The following is an 18,727-nucleotide window of genomic DNA, read 5'->3' as shown; positions in this document are numbered from 1 at the left end:
GCCCTACATCAGTTTTTCGGGCAGGACCGTGAGGTCGAGGGCATCGGCGCTGACCACCCGGTTGCGACCCTGGCGCTTGGCCTGGTAGAGGGCGATGTCGGCCCCGCGCAGCAGGTCCTGGGCCCGGTCGTTGCGCTGGGGCGTGTGGGTGGCGACACCGATGCTGATGCTGAGGTGGCTGGCCGCGTGGGAGTTGGCGTGGGGAATGCCCAGCCGGCTGATTTCCTGCTGCAGGCTGCTGGCCAGCTTGCAGGCGGCGCCGTGGCTGGCGCCCGGCAGCACCACCGCAAACTCCTCGCCGCCGTAGCGGGCGACGAAGTCACCACCCCGCTGCAGGCAGCGGCGCAGGGTGTTGGCGACCACGGTGAGGCAGGTGTCGCCGGCCTGGTGGCCGTAGCAGTCGTTGTATTCCTTGAAGTAATCGATATCCAGCATGAGCACCGAAATGTCGCTGCCGTGGCGCTGGGCCCGCTGGAATTCCTCCTGGAAGCGGGCATCGAAGCTGCGCCGGTTGGCAACGCCGGTGAGGCCGTCGATGTTGGAGAGGGCCTGCAGTTGCTGGGCCTGTTCCCGCAACTGCTGTTCCCGCCTTACCGCCGCGGTGACGTCCTGGATCTGGATCAGGCAGTGGATATGGCCGGATTCCCGGGCCAGGGGGGCGATGGTGATGGCCTGCTCGATGGGGTGGGCGTCGTTGTGCAGATGATCCTGCAGGGGAAAGGGCCGCCGGTTCAGGGTCTGGGACAGGATGGCCGGCAACTGCTGCTGCAGGGCGGTCTGCACGGCGTGGGCGAGGCGGCTGTTGGCCAGGTGGGGGAACACCTCTTCCAGGCGGCGCCCCTGGATTTCCTGGGCGCTGACGCCGGAACGCTCCGCCAGCCAGCGGTTCCACAATTGCACCTTGCCCTCGGCGTCGATCAGGATCAGGCCTTCATTGACCGTGTGGGCCAGCTCCAGCAGGAGCGGTGCCGCCAGATGCGGATGTCCCATCAGCGTCCCCCCATGGCCTGGGCGATGTAGCTGTCCACCTCGGCCACCAGGTTGGTGATGGAATCGACGCTGAGGAGGAAGGCCACATAACCCTGGATCTCGTGCTGTTCCAGGGTCAGGTCGATGTGCAGCAGCAGCACCGCTTCGTCGTTGCCCTGGATCTGGCCGCCCAGCACCTCGTCCGGGCTGCCCAGGTGATAGGTGGGCAGGGTGCTGTTGAGGGGGCGGCGGAAGAGGTTGGCCAGGGTGCCGACGCAGGCGTTGAGCAGGATGTTGCCGATCTCGCTCATGGCCTCCTGTTCCAGCTCGGTCAGCTCCTTCAGGGAGAGGCTGTCGCCCACCATGCGGCGGACGATTTCCAGGCCCTTTTCCTCGGGGAAGATGAGGAAGCCCTGGGCGTCGAAGGCGCCGGAGAAGCGCTGGGCCACGGCGCAGATCTTGTCGCTGTGGCGGAAGCTGAACTGCTGCATGGCCTCGTGCCGCGGGATCAGCTGCAGGGTCAGCACCGACAGCTTGACCTCCTCATTGACCATGCTGGCCAGGCTGGCTGCGGCCTGGCCGACGCCGATATTGAAGGCTTCCACCAGGGCGTCGCGCTGCAGCTCGTTCAGTTCCATGTCTCGGGTTTCGCTAGGGCAGGGAAGGAACCATTATAAATGGTCAGCCGCGGCCAGCCGCGACAATGGCTTCCGGGATGCGGTTGAGGGGCAGCACGGTGCGCGCCGCTCCCAGCTTGATGGCTTCCTTGGGCATGCCGAAGACGACACAGGTGGATTCGTCCTCCGCCACCGTGTCGGCCCCTGCATCCACCATTTCCTTGAGGCCCCGGGCGCCGTCGTCGCCCATGCCGGTCATGATGATGCCCAGGGCGTTGCGCCCGGCGAACTTGGCGCAGGAGCGGAACAGCACGTCTACCGAGGGGCGGTGGCGGTTCACCAGGGGGCCGTCCACCACTTCCACGGTGTACTGGGCGCCGCTGCGGGTCAGCATCATGTGCTTGCCGCCGGGGGCGATGAGGGCCCGGCCCGGGATCACCCGGTCGCCGTGCTTGGCTTCCCGCACCTCGATCTGGCACAGGCCGTTGAGGCGCTCGGCGAACATGGCGGTGAATTTCTCCGGCATGTGCTGGACGATGACGATGCCCGGGCAGACGGCCGGCAGCTTGGTCAGTACGGCTTCCAGGGCCTGGGTGCCGCCGGTGGAAGTGCCGATGGCGATGATCTTGTCGGTGGTTTTGACCATGGAGGCTCCGCTGCCCAGGCCGCCAGCGGAGATGACCGCGTCGGCGGACAGCTTGGGGGCGATGTTGAGGCCCTTGGCCACATTGGCGATGCGCTCGGCGTGGGAGGAGGTGCCGCTGGCCGTGGAGGTGATGATCTTGCGCACATTGGCGCGGGAGGCGGCCTTGACGGCGCCGAGCAGGTCGGACGAAGCGTCTTCGAGGAACTGCTTGAGGCCCATCTTGGGCTTGGTCATGATGCCCACCGCCCCTGCCGCCAGGGCGTTCATGGAGGCTTCGGCCCCCTTCTCCGCCAGGGAGGAGCAGATCACCACCGGCGTCGGACGCTCGGCCATGATCTTCTTGAGGAAGGTGAGGCCGTCCATGCGCGGCATCTCGATGTCCAGGACGATCACGTCCGGCCATTCCCGCTTCATGTGCTCCATGGCGAAGAGGGGGTCGGAGGCGGCGCCCAGCACCTTGATGCTCGGGTCGGTTTCCAGCGTTTGCTTGACGACCTGCCGCACCACGGCGGAATCGTCCACGATCATGACTTTGATGAGGCTCATAGGCTTCCCTAGTTCTTATTGGTCCCGGCTTCGCGAAATACCAGCCAGGCGTCTCCACTCCAGATGTCGAAGACCAGCTTGCGATGGCCGGCGCCTCCGAGGTGTTCGGCAACGACGGCGATTTTTCGTTCCGCCAGAAGCCGGTGCGCAACCTCTATATTACGCTGACCTATTTGTATGCCGGCATGGTTTTCCCGGCCGGGGAACATATTGCCTCCCCCGAATATCTTGGCCCGGTAGTCCTGGGGGCGGGTGCCGGCCCGGCCGATGGCCCGGTCGAACAGGCCCATGGCCTCCGTGGCGTAGCGGCCATCCAGCTCCTGGCCGGCCGCGGGCTGGCCCCGTTCCGGCAGGATGAAGTGGCACATGCCGCCGAGCTTCCTTTCCGGATGCCACAGGGCAATGGAAACGCAGGAACCGAGCAGGGTCCGGATGCGGGTGTGGCCGCCGGCGAAGTGGAAATCCCCCGGATTGAGGAACACCTCCTGGACGGAGTCGGCAGGCATCAGGGTTTTTCGTAGATGGTGGGCCGCAGACACTTCAGCCGGTCGGTGATGCCGTTGAGGCTTTCCGAGTGACCGACGATGAAGGTGCCGCCCGGCTTGAGGCGGGTGATGAGGTTCTCCACCACCTTGCGCTTGGTTTCCATGTCGAAATAGATCATGACGTTACGCAGGAAAATAACGTCGAAGGGCCCCAGGTCCGGCGCTGGCTTGGTCAGGTTGACCTGGAGGAAGCGCACCCGCTCCCGCAGCTCCTTGGCCACCAGCAGGGTTCCCTCCTGGGAGCGGACGCCCTTCAGGCAGTATTTCTTCAGGTACTGGGGTGGGATGCCCTCGGTCCGTTCCAGCGGGTAATGGCCGGCCTGGGCCTTGGCCAGGACCACGGTGGAGATGTCCGAGCCGACCACCTGCCAGGGCCGGTTGCCCAGGTGCTCGGCCAGGACCATGGCCAGGGTGTAGGGCTCTTCACCGCTGGAGCAGGCGGCGCTCCAGATGTTGAAGGGCACGCCGGGCTTGGCCTTGTGCGGCAGGATTTCCTGGGCCAGGTAGTCGAAGTGCTTGGGTTCGCGGAAGAAGTAGGTCTCGTTGGTGGTCAGCAGGTCCACCATGGTCTGCAACTCCCTGCTTTCCTGGGGCGAAGTGACCAGCTGGTAATACTGGGCGAAGGTGCTGAGGCCGTAGTGCTTGAGCCGGCGGGAAAGGCGCCCCACCAGGAGCACCTTTTTCGCGTCGGAAAGCTGAATGCCGGCGATCTGGTAGATCAGGTCCCGGAAGCGGCCGAACTCCTGATCGGAGATGCCCGAAGGGCCGTCCATCAGGCTGCGCTGGGTTCGGCTGCGGGAGTGCTGCCGCCCAGGTCCGCCAGGAAGGTCATTTCCTCCAGGGACAGGACCCGGTCCACATTGAGGATGATGACGAACTTGCCGGCCACCTTGCCCATGCCGAGGATGAAGTCGGCCCGGATCTTGGCGCCGAAGGCGGGCGGCGGTTCGATATCGGTGGCCGGGATTTCCAGCACCTCGTTCACGCAGTCCACCACCACGCCGATGTCCTGGCGGGTTTCGCTGCCTTCGGACATCTGCACCATCTCCACGATGACGATGCAGGTGCGGCGGCCGATGGCCGCCGGGGTGCCGCCGAAGCGGGCCACCAGGTCGATCACCGGCACCACGGCGCCGCGCAGGTTGATCACCCCGCGGATGAAGCCCGGCATCATGGGAATCTCGGTGAGGCTACCGTACTCGATGATTTCCTTGATGTTGAGGATGCCCAGGGCGAAGATTTCCCCGCCCAAGGTGAAGGTCAGGTACTGGCGGGACTCATCGCCGGTCTTGGCCGGGGTCGATCCGGCCTGGGGAACGAGGTTGCCCATGGCTATGCCTCCTCAGAAGCGCTCGAAATCGTGTTCGTCAGGGGCGGCCGTGGCCACGGGGCGGACCGGCTGGCTCTTCACCGCGCTGCGGGCGGTCTGGGCCGGACGGGCGCTGTAGGCCACTGCGCTGCGGCCTTCCTCGACCCGGAAGAACTGCATCAGGCCCTGCAGCTGTTCGGCCTGGCCGCCCATTTCCTCGGCGGTCGCCGCCAGCTCTTCGGAAGCGGAGGCGTTCTGCTGGGTGGCCTGGTTCAGCTGGTTCATGGCCTGGTTGATCTGGGCGATGCCGCCGGACTGCTCGGCGGAGGCGGAGGCGATTTCCTGCACCAGGTCGGAGGTCTTGCGGATGGTGGGCACCATGTTGTCCAGCAGGCCGCCGGCCTTTTCCGCCAGCTTGACGGAGGAGTCGGCCAGTTCGCCGATCTCCTGGGCCGCCACCTGGGAGCGTTCGGCCAGCTTGCGCACTTCCGCGGCCACCACGGCGAAGCCCTTGCCGTGCTCGCCGGCCCGGGCGGCCTCGATGGCAGCGTTGAGGGCCAGCAGGTTGGTCTGGTAGGCGATGTCGTCGATGATGCCGATCTTGCCGGCGATCTGCTTCATGGCCACCACCGTGTCCTTCACCGCCGTGCCGCCTTCGTTGGCTTCATTGGCGGCCTTGGCGGCCATGTTGTCGGTGACCTTGGCGTTCTCGGTGTTCTGGTTGATGGAGGCGGTGGACTCTTCCAGGGTGGAGGTGATTTCTTCCACGGAAGCAGCCTGTTCGCTGGAAGACTGGGAGAGGGACTGGGCCGTGGCGGACACCTGCTCGGAAGCGGAGGAGAGGTTGTCGGCAGCGCCCCGCACTTCGCCGATGATCTGGGCCAGCTTGGCCACCATGGCCTGCATGGCGGCGAGCAGCTGGCCGGTTTCATCCTTGCTGGAGGCGTCGATGCGCACGGTCAGGTCGCCTTCGGAGAGCTTGTTGGCGACGCCCACGGCCTGGTTTAGCGGGGTGGTGATGCTGCGGGTGATGAAGACGCCGAGGACGATGGCCAGCAGGCCGGCAATGATGCCCACGGTGATGATCTGGTTGCGGGTGGCCACCACCAGTTCGTCGGCGGACTTGCCGGTAGCCTCCATGGACTTGGTTTCCAGCTCGATCAGCTTTTCCAGGGTCTTGATGTAGTCGTTGAAGGACTTGCGCATGTCGCCCAGCAGGAGGGCGGTGCCTTCTTCCCGGGCGCCGTCATTGGCCAGCTTGATGACCTTGACCAGGTGGTCCCGGTAGGGGCCGCGGGCGGCATTGATTTCTGCCAGGACGGCCTTTTCCTCGTCATTCATGGGCATCTTGGAGATGGCGTCGAGCTCTTCGCTCATGCGCTTGCTCATGTCGGGCAGGCGGTCGGCCTCGCGCTTGATGTCATCGGCCTTGGTCAGCAGCAGCATGTTGCGCACCACGCGGGCGTTGGCATTGAGGATGTCGATGATCACGTTGGCCTTGACCACCTTGGGGAAGCGGTCCTTGACGATGACGTTGAGCTCGTCGTTGATGGCGTTGGCCTTGGTGACGGAGAGCACGGCCACCCCGGTGAGGAGCAGGACGAGGATGGCAAAGGCAATACCGAGACGGGTGCCGATACGCAAGTTGGCGATCATCTGATTCTCCTGAAATTATTAAACTTGGCTGATGCGGGGTGTATTGACGGACGACGGGGCGGCCAGGCTGCGCTCTTCCCTGCCGATGGCGATCTGGGCCAGGGCCTGGACGTCCAGGATCAGGGCCACGTCGCCGCTGCCCAGGATGGTGGAGCCGCCGATGCCGCGCAGGTGGCGGAACAGTTGGCCGAGGGGCTTGATGACGGTCTGGAATTCGCCCAGCAGGGTATCGACCACGATCCCCGCCTTCTGGCCGGCTGCCTTGACCACCACCACGTTCTCCCGCTTGGGCGGCTCGCCGGGAATTTCGAAGAGGTCCCGCAGACGGATGAAGGGCAGCACCTCGCCCCGCAGGTTGAGATAGTTGCGCTCGCCGCTGCTGGTGGCGTGGGCCTGAAGCTCCAGGCATTCCACCACCATGTCCAGGGGAATGACGTAGGAGGCCCGGTCGGCCCCCACCAGGAAGCCGTCGATGATGGCCAGGGTCAGGGGCAGGCGGATGGAGAAGCGGGTGCCATGGCCTTCCTCGGAATGCACCTCGACCCGGCCCCGCAGGCCCTGGATGTTGCGCTTGACCACGTCCATGCCGACGCCGCGGCCGGAGAGGTTGGAGACCTTGTCCACCGTGGAGAAGCCGGGTTCGAAAATGAGGTTGGCGATTTCCTGGTCGGAAAGATGGACGCCGGCCTGGACCAGGCCCTTTTCCACGGCCTTCTTGAGTATCTTGTCCCGGTTGAGGCCGCCGCCGTCGTCGGCCACGTCGATGACGATGCTGCCGGAGTCGTGGTAGGCGTTGAGGGAGAGCCGGCCCCGGGGCGACTTGCCCTTGGCCTGGCGCACCTCGGCGGACTCGATGCCGTGGTCCATGGCGTTGCGCACCAGGTGCATCAGGGGGTCGCCGATTTTCTCGACCACGGACTTGTCCAGTTCGGTCTCGCCGCCGGCAATGGTCAGCTCGATGTCCTTGCCCAGCTCCTTGGAAACGTCCCGCACCACCCGCTGGAAGCGGTTGAAGGTTTCGCCGATCTGCACCATGCGCAGCTGCAGGGCGGAATCGCGGATCTGTTCCACCAGCCGGTTGAGCAGGGAGGTAGCTTCGTTGAGGTCGGACAGGCCGGCGCGGCTGGCCAGCAGGTTGGTGCTGGCCCCGGCGATCACCAGTTCCCCCACCAGGTCGATGAGGCGGTCCAGCTTGTCGGCCTGGATGCGGATCAGGCGCGCTTCGGCGGCCTTCTTCTCCGATACCTGTTTCTGCTTGATGACGGCGGCTTCCACCAGCTCGGGCTGCACCACCTTCTGTTCGATGAGGATTTCACCCAGGGGTAGGGGCGGCGAGGCCTCCTCGCCGCCTTCCTCCGGCGGCACCGCATGCTGCTGCTTGAGGCCGTCGTCCAGCTCGGCCTGGGTCAGGGCGCCGATCTTCACTAGGATCTCGCCCAGGCGCATGGTGTTTTCCGGCAGGGCCTGCAGCAGGGCGATGTAGTCCGCCAGCTTGCTATTGGGCGGCAGGATGTGCAGGGTGCATTCGTCGCGCACGAAGTCGAAGACGGCCTCGATGGCGGCCTTGTCCGCGTCGCTCTTGAACTTGATCTCGAAGCCCAGGTAGCAGGCTTCCGGGTCCATCTCCTCGGCGCTGGGCATGGCATCGGGAATGGTCTCGATGTGCACGATCTGGCCCAGGGTGGAGAGGTAGCGCAGGAAGGAAATGGGGTCCATGCCGTTGCGCAGGACGCCGGCGCCGAAGCGTAGGGAGATGTGCCAGAAATCCGTTTCCACCAGGCCGCCGCCGGAAGCCTGGACGTCGTCCACCTTCTCCACCGGGGGGCGGTTGGGCTGCACGCTGGCCGCCGGGGCCTCTTCCTTGGCGTCGAGCCAGTCGCGCTGCAGGCGGGAGAGCAGGGAATCGCCCTCGGCCCGCAGGTCCTCGTCGGGTTCGGCGGCGCCGGCCTCCAGCACGGAGAGCAGGTTGCCGATGTGGTCGCAGCAGCCCAGGAGCACGGCCACCAGGTCGCTGCTGACCTTGATGTCGCCGTTGCGCAGCTTGTCCAGGGCGTTTTCCGCCACGTGGGTGAAGGCGACGATGAAGTTGCACTCGATGACGCCGGCGCCGCCCTTGATGGTGTGGGCCGGGCGGAACACGGCGTTGATCAGGTCGCTGTCTTCCGGATTGGCCTCCAGCTGCAGCAGGGCCTCCTCCATGGCGGCCAGCTGTTCCCGGCTCTCGGTGACGAATACGGTGGTCAGTTCGTCCATGATTCCTCCTCAGCCCTGTTCCCGGGCCGGGATGACCAGGGGGTCGCCGAAGAAAGCGGCCATGTTGAAGAAGTCCAGCAATTCCCGCACGGCGGGGCTGTGGGCGACGATGCGGGCGGTCTTGTTCTGCAGCGCGGCTTCCCGCTTGGTCAGCAGGAGCAGCTGGAAGCCTGCGGTATCGACCTCGCCGACGTGGGACAGGTCGATTTCCAGGTCGCGGCACTGGCCCAGGGCTTCCATGAAGGCGGCCTTCTGGGTCAGGGCGTTGTAGATGGTCAGGTCATCCAGGATGGTGACGCGATGGGTGCCGGTGCTCACGAGTCCCCCTTAGAAGAGCTCCACCTGGGGCAGGTCCGGCTCGCCGCCGGGGGCGGACTGGTGCAGGGCCTGCTTGTGGGTGGTGCGTTGCTGTTTCATCACATAGCGGCTGTACAGCTGGTCCAGGTGCTCGGACAAAGGCTGGTACTGGAAATTGGGGTTTTCTGCCTGGCGCAGGCGTTCGGACAGGGTGGCGGCATGCTGCTGCAGTCGGGACAGGGCTTCGATGGTGGTTTCGATCTGCTGCCGGGTGACGTCCTGGAACTGCACGCTGGCCACCGCATCCATGAACATGGCCGCCAGTTCCTGGCTGCTGCTCTGGACGGTGGCGATCACCGTGCTCTGGTGCTGCATGACCTGCTCGTAGCTATGGCCCAGGGTGGTGAGCTGGGTGGCGAACTGCTGCAGGGCGGCCCGCTCCCGGTCCAGGTTGGAGTGGGAGAGCTTGTCCTGGAATTGCTGTTCGATGGTGCTGGCGACGCCGACGATGCCCTGGTTGATCTGGGTTACCGCCGCCTCGGTTTCGCTGGAGAGCTTGCGCACCTCGTCGGCCACCACGGCAAAACCGCGGCCCGCCTCGCCGGCCCGGGCCGCCTCGATGGCGGCGTTGAGGGCCAGCAGGTTGGTCTGGCTGGCGATGCCCTTGATCAGCTTGGTCAGGGATTCCAGGGAACGGGCCTCGGCCACCACCTGGGCCACCCGTTGCTGGTCGGTCTGGGCTTCCTGGATGCGGTTTTCGATGTAGAGGCCCATCTCGACGATGAGCTTCTGGTTGTCGGCGATGCGGCTTTCCGACTCGTTGACCATCTGGCTCGACTCGGTGGAACTGGTGCTGACGAACTCGTTGAGGTGGGTCACCACCCCGTCCACCGCCTGCAGCCGCTCCGTGATCTGGTAGGCCGCCTCTTCGGTGGCCTGGATGACGCTGTGCAGCTGGCCCTGCAGCACCTCGTTGAAGGCCGGCACGGCCGCCAGTTCTTCCGCCACCTCTTCGGCCACGGCCTGGTAGTTGGTGTTGGTGCTGGCGAAGACCTCCTGGTTGCGCGCCAGGCCGAACATCATGTCCCGGTAGAAGACGATGGAAACCAGGCGTTGGGCCAGGTAGGCGACGACGACGATGATCACCGTGCCGATGGCGTCGCCCAGGGGCTGGGCAACGTCGAAGGAGTTCAGGAAGTCGCTATGGAACCAGTCGTGCAGGAAGTAGACCATGAGGCCTGCTCCGATGGCGACGATGGCGAATACCAGGGAGGCCCGCCGTAGCAACAGTCCGAAGTCCATGGGCTTAGCGCAGTACCAGTTTGATGGTGTTGAGGAGCTGGTCGGCGGTGGCCGGCTTGACGATCCAGCCGGAGGCCCCTGCCGCCTTGGCTTCAGCCCGCTTTTCCTGCTGCGACTCGGTGGTCAGGAACAGGATGGGCATGAACTTGTAATTGGGCAGCTTGCGCACTTCGCGGATGAACTGGATGCCGTTCATGCCGGGCATGTTGAGGTCGGTGATGAGCAGGTCCACCTTCACCCCGGCCTGGAACTTCTTCATTCCCTCTTCCGCATTTCCAGCCTTTTCAACAGCATAGCCTGCCTTGGCGAGGATGTTGGAGATGGATAGCAGAATGGTTGCCGAATCGTCGACAAGGAAAATGGTTTTCATGGAGCAGCTTCCCTCAAGGCGTTTTTAGCTTCGAATAATGGGGGATAGGGGCGGCAGCGGTCAATTATTTCTGATTTATATCAGAGACAAGGCCCATCTGCCGCCCAGGGCTTGCGGATGCGCCCTGGCGGGCGATCCGGGGGGCGCCGGGCGGGGCTCAGCGGGGGCGTTTGTCGATGACCCGCTTGGCCTTGCCGACGGAACGTTCGATGCCGCCGACCTCGACGATGCGCACCTGGGTGGAAATGCCGATGTAGGACTTGATGTGGTGCTGCAGCTCGTGGGCCACGTATTCCTTCTCGGCGGCGGTGGCGATGCCGAACTCCGGCTTCATTTCCACGTTCACGGTGATGCTGTCCAGATGGCCGTCCCGCGCCACTTCCAGCAGGTAATGGCCGGACAGCTTGGCCTGTTTGAGGATCAATTCCTCGATCTGGCTGGGGAACACATTAACGCCACGAATAATCAGCATGTCATCGGAGCGGCCGGTGATCTTGCCGATGCGGCGGAAACTGCGGGAGGTGGGCGCCAGCAGGCGGGTCAGGTCCCGGGTGCGGTAGCGCACCACCGGCAGGGCCTCCTTGGAGAGGGAGGTGAATACCAGCTCGCCCTGGCGGCCCTCGGGCAGGACTTCGCCGGTGTTGGGGTCGATGATTTCCGGGTAGAAGTGGTCTTCCCAGATCACCGGGCCGTCCTTGGACTCGATGCACTCGTTGGCGACGCCGGGGCCCATGACTTCGGAAAGACCGTAGATGTCCACCGCGTCGATGCCCAGCAGGTTCTCGATTTCCTGGCGCATGCCGTCGGTCCACGGCTCGGCGCCGTGGATGCCGATGCGCAGGGAGGTGCCCCGGGGATCCATGCCCTGGCGCTTGAACTCGTCGGCGATGTTGAGCATGTAGGAGGGCGTGCACATGATGATGCGCGGCGCGAAGTCGGCGATCAGCTGCACCTGCTTTTCCGTCTGCCCGCCGGACATGGGGATGACCGTGCAGCCCAGGGCCTCGGCCCCGTAGTGGGCGCCCAGGCCGCCGGTGAACAGGCCGTAGCCGTAGGCGACGTGGATGATGTCGCCGCGGCGGCCGCCGGCGGCGTAGATGGAGCGGGCCATGAGGTGGGCCCAGGTGTCGATGTCCTTCTGGGTGTAGCCGACCACGGTGGGCTTGCCGGTGGTGCCGCTGGAGGCGTGCACCCGCACCACCTCTTCCCGGGGCGTGGCGAACATCTTGAAGGGGTAGTTGTCCCGCAGGTCCTGCTTGGTGGTGAAGGGGAACTTGCGCAGGTCGTCCAGGCTGTGGAAGTCGTCCGGATGCACGCCCTGGGCGTCGAACTTGGCCCGGTAGTGGGGCACGTTGTCGTAGGCGTGCTTCAGGGTCCAGCGCAGACGTTCCACCTGCAGTGCGGTGATTTCGTCGCGGCTGGCATTTTCGATGGCGTCGAGGCCGATCTTTGCTGCCGTCATTTTTATATAGTCCTTGTCATGGCCCCCTCCTCCCTAACGGCTGGGGCAAGTCACGCATTTTCCGGGATTTTTCCCCCCCGCTCAATGCATTTGCCACGAAGGAGGAGGGGGCGCCCCGTCGGCGGCCCGCCTTCCCTTATATACTGCGGGCGCCATGACCGCTTCCGTTCCTGCTTCTGCCGCTCCCCGCCTGGGGGAGGAAATCCGCCACATTGCCCGGCACGCCTGGCCGATCCTGGTGGCCCAGCTGGCCTCCATGGGCCTGATGCTGATCGACACGGCCCTGCTCGGCCACTACGGTGCCGCCGACCTGGCGGCGGTGGCCATCGGCGGCGGCATCTACATTGCCGTCATCATGGCCTGCGCCGGCGTGCTGCAGGCGGTGGCGCCGGTGGTGGCCCACCTGCACGGCGCCGGGCGCCACGGGGAAATCGCCGCCGCCCTGCAGCAGGCCTTCTGGGTGGCCCTGGTGCTGGCCGTGCCGGCCTGCCTGCTGATGCGCTTCCCCGACCCGCTGCTGGCCATGGCCACCATGGAGCCGGCGGTGGAGGCCAAGACCCGGGCCTACCTCGACCTGCTGGCCTGGGGCCTGCCCCTGGTGCTGCTGTACCGCACCCTGTTCGCCTTCGCCAATGCCCTCGGCCATTCCCGGCCCTTCATGCTGATCAGCCTGGCGACCACCGCCCTGCACCTGCCCCTCTCCTGGTGCCTGATCCAGGGGCGCTGGGGTGGCCCGCCCCTGGGGGTGGAGGGCACCGGCTGGTCCACCCTGATCATCGTCGGGGTCGGTTTTTTCTGCGGTTTCGCTTATCTGCGGCGCTCGGCCGCCCTGGCGCCCCTGGCCCTGCTGGGGCGCTGGCACCGGCCCCAGTGGGCGCGCTTGCGGGAGCTGCTGCGCCTGGGCCTGCCCATGGGCTTTTCCAACCTGGTGGAAATCAGCGCCTTCACCCTGATCGCCCTCTTCATCGCCCGGGAAGGTGCCACCGTGGTGGCGGGGCACCGCATCGTCGCCAACCTGGCGGCCCTGCTCTACATGCTGCCCCTGGCGGTGGCCATCGCCACCCTGGCCCGGGTCGGGCGGGCGGCCGGGGCCCGGGATCAGGCCGGCATGGAGCGGGCGGTCGGCGCCGGCATGGTCCTGGCCACCGGTCTGTCGCTGTTGTTCGGGGGCTTGCTGTGGTGGGGCGCCGGCCCCCTGGTGGGGGCCGCCACGGGGGATGGCCGGGTGGCCGCGGTGGCCGTCGGCCTGGTGGGTTATCTGGCGGCCTACCAGCTGTTCGACGCGATCCAGACGGTGGCGGGCTTTTCCCTGCGGGGCTGCAAGATCACCTTCCTGCCCATGCTGATCCATACCCTCTGCTTCTGGGGTGTCGGCCTGGGGGGCGGCTGGTGGCTGGCCTACGGCAGCCCGGCCATGGGCGTGGCCGGCTACTGGGCCGCATCCACCGCCAGCCTGGTGCTGGCGGCGGTGCTGCTGGGCGGCCTGCTGTGGCGGGTGCTGGCGGCAACCCGGGAATAGGGCGCTTCGCCGGTCCTGCCTGAAAAGGCGCGTCCCGTCTCGTTGTCAGGCAAGGCACGGCTGGCAGCGGCGTCCTGCCTGCATTCCAGGCGATGCCGCTATTGCGGGCGCTTGTCCACCACCCGCCGGGCCTTGCCGCCGACGGCCCGTTCGATGCTGCCCACCGCCTCCACCCGCACCCGGGTGGAAATGCCGATGTAGGACTTGATGTGATGCTGCAGCTCCCGCGCCGCCTGCTCGGAGACGTGGGTGCCCGCATTGGCGAACTCGGGTTTCAGTTCCACCCGGATGTCCAGCTTGTCCAAATGGCCTTCACGCCACACCTCCAGCTGGTAATGGGGCGACAGCTCGGCCTGCTTGAGCACGAATTCCTCGATCTGGCTGGGGAAGACGTTGACGCCGCGGATGATCAGCATGTCGTCGGAACGGCCGGTGATCTTGCCGATGCGGCGGAAGCTGCGGGCCGTGGGCGGCAGCAGGGTGGTCAGGTCCCGGGTGCGGTAGCGCACCACCGGCATGCCCTCCTTGGTCAGGGAGGTGAACACCAGTTCGCCGTGGGCGCCGTCGGGCAGGACTTCGCCGGTGTTGGGGTCGATGATCTCCGGGTAGAAGTGGTCTTCCCAGATGGTGGGGCCGTCCCGGGATTCGATGCATTCGCTGGCGACGCCGGGGCCCATCACTTCCGACAGGCCGTAGAGGTCCATGGCGGCGATGCCGAAGCGGCGCTCGATCTCCGCCCGCATGCTTTCGCCCCAGGGCTCGGCGCCGAAGAGTCCGATGCGCAGGCTGGAGCCGGCCAGGTCGAAGCCCTGGTGCTCGCATTCGTCGGCCAGGTTGAGGGCGTAGGAGGGCGTCACCACCAGCACCGTGGGCTTGAAGTCGGCGATGAGCTGCACCTGGCGCTCGGTCTGGCCGCCGGAAACGGGCACCGCCGTGGCGCCCAGGCGCTCGACGCCGTAATGGACGCCGAGGCCGCCGGTGAACAGGCCGTAGCCGTGGGCCACATGGACGATGTCCTCCGGTCCGGCGCCGGCGGCGCGCAGGGCCCGGGCCATGATGTCGGCCCAGCGGTCGATGTCGCCGGCGGTGTAGCCGACCACGGTGGGCTTGCCGGTGGTGCCGCTGGAGGCGTGCACCCGCACGATGTCGCGCATGGGCACGGCGAAGAGGCCGTAGGGGTAGTTGTCCCGCAGGTCCTGTTTGCCGGTGAAGGGGAACCTGGCCAGGTCCGCCAGGGTCTTCAGGTCGTCCGGATGGACGCCGTGGGCGTCGAACTTGGCCCGGGTATGGGGCACCTTCTCGTAGGCGTGGCGCAGGGTCTGTTGCAGGCGCTTGAGCTGCAGGGCGGCGATTTCGTCCCGGCTGGCGCGGGCGATGCGTTCCCCTTCCAGGGCGGCGGCGGACTCCCGGTGCATGGTTTTCTCCCCGACTTTTTGTCGTTGTAATAATGCTGTCCGGGATTCTGGGGGCGGCGCGGCGGGAGGCGCTTAATCTGGATCAAATGGAGGCGCTGCGGGCCCGGGATTTGTATCCATAATTATGAATGCAAAACAGCGGGGCGCCTTTTTTCTTGTGTTAATATTGGCGGACTAACAATAAGATAGCGCTCCGCTGCTGTAATCCGTTGCATAAAGAATCCGGCCTCCCCATGCCACTTTCCCCTGCCCCTGTTGCCCGCCAGCGCCTGCACGTCCGCAGCATCCAGTTGTATGGCTTCAAGCGCGAGGATGGTCTGTGGGACGTGGAGGCGCGTCTGACCGACGTCAAGGATCATGATTACCCCCTTTCCTCCGGGCTGCGGCCAGCAGGAGAACCGGTGCACGATATGTGGGTACGGGTCACCATCGATCGGGAATTCAACATTCTCGCGGCGGAGACCCGGACGGACGGCATGCCCTATGTGGGACAATGCGACCGTATCAACGCGGATTACAACAGGTTGGTAGGCTTGAATCTGTTTCACGGCTTCCGCAGGGCGGTCAAGGAGCGTTTTGGCGATGTCAAAGGCTGCTCCCATCTGACCGAGCTGGTCATGGTGCTGCCGACGGCGGCGATCCAGACCTTTGCCAGTGAAATGAAAGACAACGAGGACCATGGTCACAAGCCTTATCAGCTTGACCGCTGCCATGCCCTCGAATCCACTTCGGAAGCGGTCCAGCGCTATTACCCGCGCTGGTACCGTGACCAGAAAATGGGGTAGGGGAGACACTCCTGCCTTTTGCTCGCAACTTCAACCAAGCAAGGAAAGCGCATGAAAATTCATGAATATCAGGGTAAGGAGATCCTGAGAAAGTTCGGCGTGACGACGCCGCGCGGCAAGCCTGCCTTCTCCGTCGACGAAGCTGTCAAGGTCGCCGAGGAACTGGGCGGCAAGGTGTGGGTCGTGAAGGCCCAGATTCACGCTGGTGGCCGCGGCAAGGGCGGTGGCGTGAAGGTTGCCAAGTCCCTGGATGAAGTGCGCCAATACGCCACCCAGATTCTGGGCATGCAACTGGTGACCCACCAGACCGGCCCGGAAGGCCAGAAGGTCCGCCGCCTGCTGATTGAAGAAGGCGCCGACATCAAGAAGGAATACTACCTGGCTGTCCTGACCGACCGCGCTACCCAGAAGGTCGCCGTCATGGCCTCCTCCGAAGGCGGTATGGACATCGAGGAAGTGGCCCACGCCACCCCCGAGAAGATCCTCAAGGAATTCGTTGATCCCCTGGTCGGCATCACCGACCAGCAAACCCTGAACCTGGCCCAGGGCATCGGCGTTCCCGCCGACTCCGTGGCCAAGGCCCAGGCCGAGATCAAGAAGCTGTACCAGTGCTACATGGAAACCGATGCTTCCCTGGCGGAAATCAACCCGCTGATCCTGGAAGGCAACGGCAACATCAAGGCTCTGGACGCCAAGTTCAATTTCGACTCCAACGCCCTCTTCCGTCATCCCGAAATCGTTGAATACCGCGATCTGGATGAAGAAGACGCCGACGAAATCGAAGCCTCCAAGTTCGACCTGGCCTACATCTCCCTGGACGGCAACATCGGCTGTCTGGTGAACGGTGCTGGTCTGGCCATGGCCACCATGGACACCATCAAGCTGTTCGGCGCCGAGCCGGCCAACTTCCTGGACGTGGGCGGCGGTGCCACCACCGAGAAGGTCACCGAAGCCTTCAAGATCATGCTCAAGAACCCCAAGGTCAAGGGCATCCTGGTCAACATCTTCGGCGGCATCATGAAGTGTGACACCATCGCCACCGGCGTGGTGACCGCGGCCAAGGAAGTGAACCTGTCCGTGCCGCTGGTGGTCCGCATGAAGGGCACCAACGAGGACCTGGGCAAGCAGATCCTGAAGGATTCCGGTCTGCCGATCATTTCCGCCGATACCATGGCCGAAGCGGCCCAGAAGATCGTCGACGCGGTCAAGTAAGGAGTTATTGAATGTCCATCCTGATCAACAAAGACACCAAGGTCATCACCCAGGGCATCACCGGCAAGACCGGCCAGTTCCATACGGAAAAGTGCCAGGAATACGCCAACGGCAAGAACTGCTTCGTTGCCGGCGTGAACCCCAAGAAGGCTGGCGAGAAGATCTTCGACATCCCCATCTACGCCACCGTCAAGGAAGCTGCCAAGGACACCGGCGCCACCGTTTCCGTCATCTACGTGCCGCCCGCCGGCGCTGCTGCCGCCATCTGGGAAGCCGTTGAAGCCGACCTGGACCTGGCCATCTGCATCACCGAAGGCATCCCCGTGCGGGACATGCTGGAAGTGCGCAACAAGATGAAGGAAAAGGAAGCCAAGGGCGGCAAGAAGACCCTGCTGCTGGGCCCCAACTGCCCCGGCCTGATCACCCCCGATGAAATCAAGATCGGCATCATGCCCGGTCACATCCACAAGAAGGGTCGCATCGGCGTGGTTTCCCGCTCCGGCACCCTGACCTACGAAGCCGTTGCCCAGCTGACCGAAATCGGTCTGGGCCAGTCTTCCGCCGTGGGTATCGGTGGCGACCCCATCAACGGTCTGAAGCACATCGACGTCATGAAGATGTTCAATGACGATCCGGATACCGACGCCGTCATCATGATCGGCGAAATCGGCGGTCCCGATGAAGCCGAAGCCGCCATGTGGTGCAAGGCCAACATGAAGAAGCCCATCGTCGGCTTCATCGCCGGTGTGACTGCCCCCGCGGGCAAGCGCATGGGCCATGCTGGCGCCCTGATTTCCGGTGGTGCCGACACCGCTGATGCCAAGCTCGCCATCATGGAAGAGTGCGGCTTCACCGTGACCCGCAACCCCTCCGAAATGGGCCGTCTGCTCAAGGGCCTGCTGAAGTAAGCAGCGTTCCCGGCGCAATGCCAAGGCGGGCCTTCTGGCCCGCCTTTTTCTTTTGGGGCATGCCCTGGGAGGCAGGCGGGGCGCCGCTGCTGGCGATGCCATGCCGGAAATGCCCGTCCTTCCTGCCTGAGCGGCCCCATGCTCTGTCATCGCAGACCCCGCCTGTCCGGGAAATGCCGGGCCAGGGCCCGGCCACGGTACAATCCGGCCCCATGGAACTCGACCTCACTTCTCCCGTTTTCTGGCTGGCGGTGGCCCAGATCATCGCCATCGACGTGGTGCTCTCCGGCGACAACGCCGTGGTCATCGCCCTGGCCTGTCGCAACCTTTCCCCCGAGCAGCGCAAGAAAGGCATCTTCTGGGGCGTCGCCGGCGCCGTCAGCCTGCGTGTGGTGCTGACCACCTTCGCCGCCCTGGTGATGAACCTGCCCTGGCTCAAGCTGGTGGGCGGTCTGCTGCTGCTGTGGATCGGCATCAAGCTGCTGCTGCCGGAGGACGACGACGGCCACGACATCAACGCCGCCGACCACCTGTGGGGCGCGGTGAAGACCATCATCGTCGCCGACTTCGTCATGAGCCTGGACAACGTCATCGGCGTTGCCGGCGCCTCCCACGGCAGCCTGTTCCTGCTGCTCTTCGGCCTGGCCGTGAGCATTCCCCTGATCGTCTGGTCCAGCCAGCTGATCCTCAAGCTGATGGAGCGCTGGCCGGTGGTGGTGACCCTGGGCGCCGCCCTGCTCGGCTTCGTCGCCGGCGAAATGATCGCCGCCGATCCCGGCCTGGCGCCCTGGCTGACCGGCACGCCGGCCTGGCTGCCCAAGGCCGTCGGCCTCCTCGCCGCCGTGCTGGTGGTGCTGGCCGGCAAGGTGCTGCAGGCCCGGCGCCCGGCCCCCGTCGATATTACCGTGGAGTAAGA

18 protein-coding genes are annotated in these 18,727 nt (G+C 65.2%); 5 read left to right on the top strand and 13 right to left on the bottom strand.

Annotation, left to right across the window (positions count from 1 at the left end):
• Positions 1-3: 3 nt before the first annotated feature.
• The 12 genes from OEL49_RS07675 to paaK (OEL49_RS07620) form a co-directional block, all read right to left on the bottom strand.
• Positions 4-990 carry a GGDEF domain-containing protein gene (locus OEL49_RS07675; protein ID WP_287874364.1) on the bottom strand — a complete coding sequence of 329 codons (987 nt, stop codon included), beginning with the start codon at positions 988-990 and terminating at the stop codon, positions 4-6.
• Entirely contained in the window at positions 990-1,607 is a 618-nt protein-coding gene (locus tag OEL49_RS07670; protein WP_287874363.1) for a chemotaxis protein CheC, read from the bottom strand. Before OEL49_RS07670 ends, OEL49_RS07675 begins: the two co-directional genes overlap by 1 nt.
• A gap of 43 nt (positions 1,608-1,650) precedes the next feature.
• Positions 1,651-2,778, bottom strand: coding sequence for a protein-glutamate methylesterase/protein-glutamine glutaminase (locus OEL49_RS07665; RefSeq protein ID WP_287874362.1), 1,128 nt, complete (start codon positions 2,776-2,778; stop codon positions 1,651-1,653).
• A gap of 8 nt (positions 2,779-2,786) precedes the next feature.
• Positions 2,787-3,284, bottom strand: a complete 498-nt coding sequence (locus OEL49_RS07660; RefSeq protein WP_014236529.1) for a chemotaxis protein CheD — start codon at positions 3,282-3,284, stop codon at positions 2,787-2,789.
• A complete protein-coding gene (locus OEL49_RS07655; RefSeq protein ID WP_014236530.1) occupies positions 3,284-4,096 on the bottom strand; it encodes a CheR family methyltransferase in 813 nt (270 codons plus the stop codon). Before OEL49_RS07655 ends, OEL49_RS07660 begins: the two co-directional genes overlap by 1 nt.
• Positions 4,096-4,653, bottom strand: coding sequence for a chemotaxis protein CheW (locus OEL49_RS07650; RefSeq protein WP_014236531.1), 558 nt, complete (start codon positions 4,651-4,653; stop codon positions 4,096-4,098). Before OEL49_RS07650 ends, OEL49_RS07655 begins: the two co-directional genes overlap by 1 nt.
• Before the next feature lie 12 nt (positions 4,654-4,665).
• Positions 4,666-6,288, bottom strand: coding sequence for a methyl-accepting chemotaxis protein (locus OEL49_RS07645; RefSeq protein ID WP_014236532.1), 1,623 nt, complete (start codon positions 6,286-6,288; stop codon positions 4,666-4,668).
• A gap of 18 nt (positions 6,289-6,306) precedes the next feature.
• A complete protein-coding gene (locus OEL49_RS07640; RefSeq protein ID WP_287874361.1) occupies positions 6,307-8,541 on the bottom strand; it encodes a chemotaxis protein CheA in 2,235 nt (744 codons plus the stop codon).
• A gap of 9 nt (positions 8,542-8,550) precedes the next feature.
• Positions 8,551-8,859, bottom strand: a complete 309-nt coding sequence (locus OEL49_RS07635; protein ID WP_014236534.1) for an STAS domain-containing protein — start codon at positions 8,857-8,859, stop codon at positions 8,551-8,553.
• A gap of 9 nt (positions 8,860-8,868) precedes the next feature.
• The gene (locus tag OEL49_RS07630) at positions 8,869-10,140 is read right to left on the bottom strand and encodes a methyl-accepting chemotaxis protein (RefSeq protein ID WP_287874360.1); all 1,272 of its coding nucleotides are present in this window, start codon (positions 10,138-10,140) and stop codon (positions 8,869-8,871) included.
• Between the two features lie 4 nt (positions 10,141-10,144).
• A complete protein-coding gene (locus OEL49_RS07625) occupies positions 10,145-10,510 on the bottom strand; it encodes a response regulator (protein WP_014236536.1) in 366 nt (121 codons plus the stop codon).
• 157 nt (positions 10,511-10,667) lie between these two features.
• Positions 10,668-11,972, bottom strand: a complete 1,305-nt coding sequence (gene paaK, locus OEL49_RS07620) for a phenylacetate--CoA ligase PaaK (protein ID WP_287874359.1) — start codon at positions 11,970-11,972, stop codon at positions 10,668-10,670.
• Between the two features lie 154 nt (positions 11,973-12,126).
• Between paaK (OEL49_RS07620) and OEL49_RS07615 the strand changes: the two genes are divergently transcribed.
• Positions 12,127-13,491: an MATE family efflux transporter gene (locus tag OEL49_RS07615; protein ID WP_287874358.1), complete on the top strand. Its 1,365-nt coding sequence runs from the start codon at positions 12,127-12,129 to the stop codon at positions 13,489-13,491.
• Positions 13,492-13,589: 98 nt separating this feature from the next.
• Here the strand turns inward: OEL49_RS07615 and paaK (OEL49_RS07610) are convergent, their stop codons facing one another.
• Positions 13,590-14,906: a phenylacetate--CoA ligase PaaK gene (gene paaK, locus OEL49_RS07610; RefSeq protein WP_130460126.1), complete on the bottom strand. Its 1,317-nt coding sequence runs from the start codon at positions 14,904-14,906 to the stop codon at positions 13,590-13,592.
• A gap of 233 nt (positions 14,907-15,139) precedes the next feature.
• Here paaK (OEL49_RS07610) and OEL49_RS07605 point away from each other — a divergent pair, with 233 nt between their 5' ends.
• From OEL49_RS07605 to OEL49_RS07590, 4 genes are all read left to right on the top strand, one after another.
• The gene (locus OEL49_RS07605) at positions 15,140-15,691 is read left to right on the top strand and encodes a DUF2889 domain-containing protein (protein WP_014236540.1); all 552 of its coding nucleotides are present in this window, start codon (positions 15,140-15,142) and stop codon (positions 15,689-15,691) included.
• Between the two features lie 51 nt (positions 15,692-15,742).
• Entirely contained in the window at positions 15,743-16,903 is a 1,161-nt protein-coding gene (sucC, locus tag OEL49_RS07600; RefSeq protein WP_014236541.1) for an ADP-forming succinate--CoA ligase subunit beta, read from the top strand.
• A gap of 11 nt (positions 16,904-16,914) precedes the next feature.
• Positions 16,915-17,811, top strand: a complete 897-nt coding sequence (sucD, locus tag OEL49_RS07595) for a succinate--CoA ligase subunit alpha (protein WP_014236542.1) — start codon at positions 16,915-16,917, stop codon at positions 17,809-17,811.
• Between the two features lie 212 nt (positions 17,812-18,023).
• On the top strand, positions 18,024-18,725 hold the full coding sequence (locus tag OEL49_RS07590; RefSeq protein WP_014236543.1) for a TerC family protein: 702 nt from the start codon (positions 18,024-18,026) through the stop codon (positions 18,723-18,725).
• Positions 18,726-18,727: the final 2 nt, after the last annotated feature.

Origin of the sequence: Azospira sp. (assembly GCF_030247495.1) — a bacterium.
GTDB classification, from domain to species: Bacteria; Pseudomonadota; Gammaproteobacteria; order Burkholderiales; family Rhodocyclaceae; genus Azospira; species Azospira oryzae.
The sequence above is the reverse complement of the archived record's forward strand: the minus strand, read 5'-3'. Positions and strand labels throughout refer to the sequence as shown.

Excerpts from the sequence above, each read along its gene's own strand:
- OEL49_RS07665 (WP_287874362.1), bottom strand. The coding sequence starts at position 2,778 with ATGAGCCTCATCAAAGTCATGATCGTGGACGATTCCGCCGTGGTGCGG.
- sucC (WP_014236541.1), top strand. The coding sequence starts at position 15,743 with ATGAAAATTCATGAATATCAGGGTAAGGAGATCCTGAGAAAGTTCGGC.
- OEL49_RS07655 (WP_014236530.1), bottom strand. The coding sequence starts at position 4,096 with ATGGACGGCCCTTCGGGCATCTCCGATCAGGAGTTCGGCCGCTTCCGG.
- OEL49_RS07590 (WP_014236543.1), top strand. The coding sequence starts at position 18,024 with ATGGAACTCGACCTCACTTCTCCCGTTTTCTGGCTGGCGGTGGCCCAG.
- OEL49_RS07625 (WP_014236536.1), bottom strand. The coding sequence starts at position 10,510 with ATGAAAACCATTTTCCTTGTCGACGATTCGGCAACCATTCTGCTATCC.
- paaK (WP_287874359.1), bottom strand. The coding sequence starts at position 11,972 with ATGACGGCAGCAAAGATCGGCCTCGACGCCATCGAAAATGCCAGCCGC.
- OEL49_RS07640 (WP_287874361.1), bottom strand. The coding sequence starts at position 8,541 with ATGGACGAACTGACCACCGTATTCGTCACCGAGAGCCGGGAACAGCTG.
- OEL49_RS07660 (WP_014236529.1), bottom strand. The coding sequence starts at position 3,284 with ATGCCTGCCGACTCCGTCCAGGAGGTGTTCCTCAATCCGGGGGATTTC.
- OEL49_RS07670 (WP_287874363.1), bottom strand. The coding sequence starts at position 1,607 with ATGGAACTGAACGAGCTGCAGCGCGACGCCCTGGTGGAAGCCTTCAAT.
- OEL49_RS07650 (WP_014236531.1), bottom strand. The coding sequence starts at position 4,653 with ATGGGCAACCTCGTTCCCCAGGCCGGATCGACCCCGGCCAAGACCGGC.
- sucD (WP_014236542.1), top strand. The coding sequence starts at position 16,915 with ATGTCCATCCTGATCAACAAAGACACCAAGGTCATCACCCAGGGCATC.
- OEL49_RS07615 (WP_287874358.1), top strand. The coding sequence starts at position 12,127 with ATGACCGCTTCCGTTCCTGCTTCTGCCGCTCCCCGCCTGGGGGAGGAA.
- OEL49_RS07605 (WP_014236540.1), top strand. The coding sequence starts at position 15,140 with ATGCCACTTTCCCCTGCCCCTGTTGCCCGCCAGCGCCTGCACGTCCGC.
- paaK (WP_130460126.1), bottom strand. The coding sequence starts at position 14,906 with ATGCACCGGGAGTCCGCCGCCGCCCTGGAAGGGGAACGCATCGCCCGC.
- OEL49_RS07645 (WP_014236532.1), bottom strand. The coding sequence starts at position 6,288 with ATGATCGCCAACTTGCGTATCGGCACCCGTCTCGGTATTGCCTTTGCC.
- OEL49_RS07675 (WP_287874364.1), bottom strand. The coding sequence starts at position 990 with ATGGGACATCCGCATCTGGCGGCACCGCTCCTGCTGGAGCTGGCCCAC.
- OEL49_RS07630 (WP_287874360.1), bottom strand. The coding sequence starts at position 10,140 with ATGGACTTCGGACTGTTGCTACGGCGGGCCTCCCTGGTATTCGCCATC.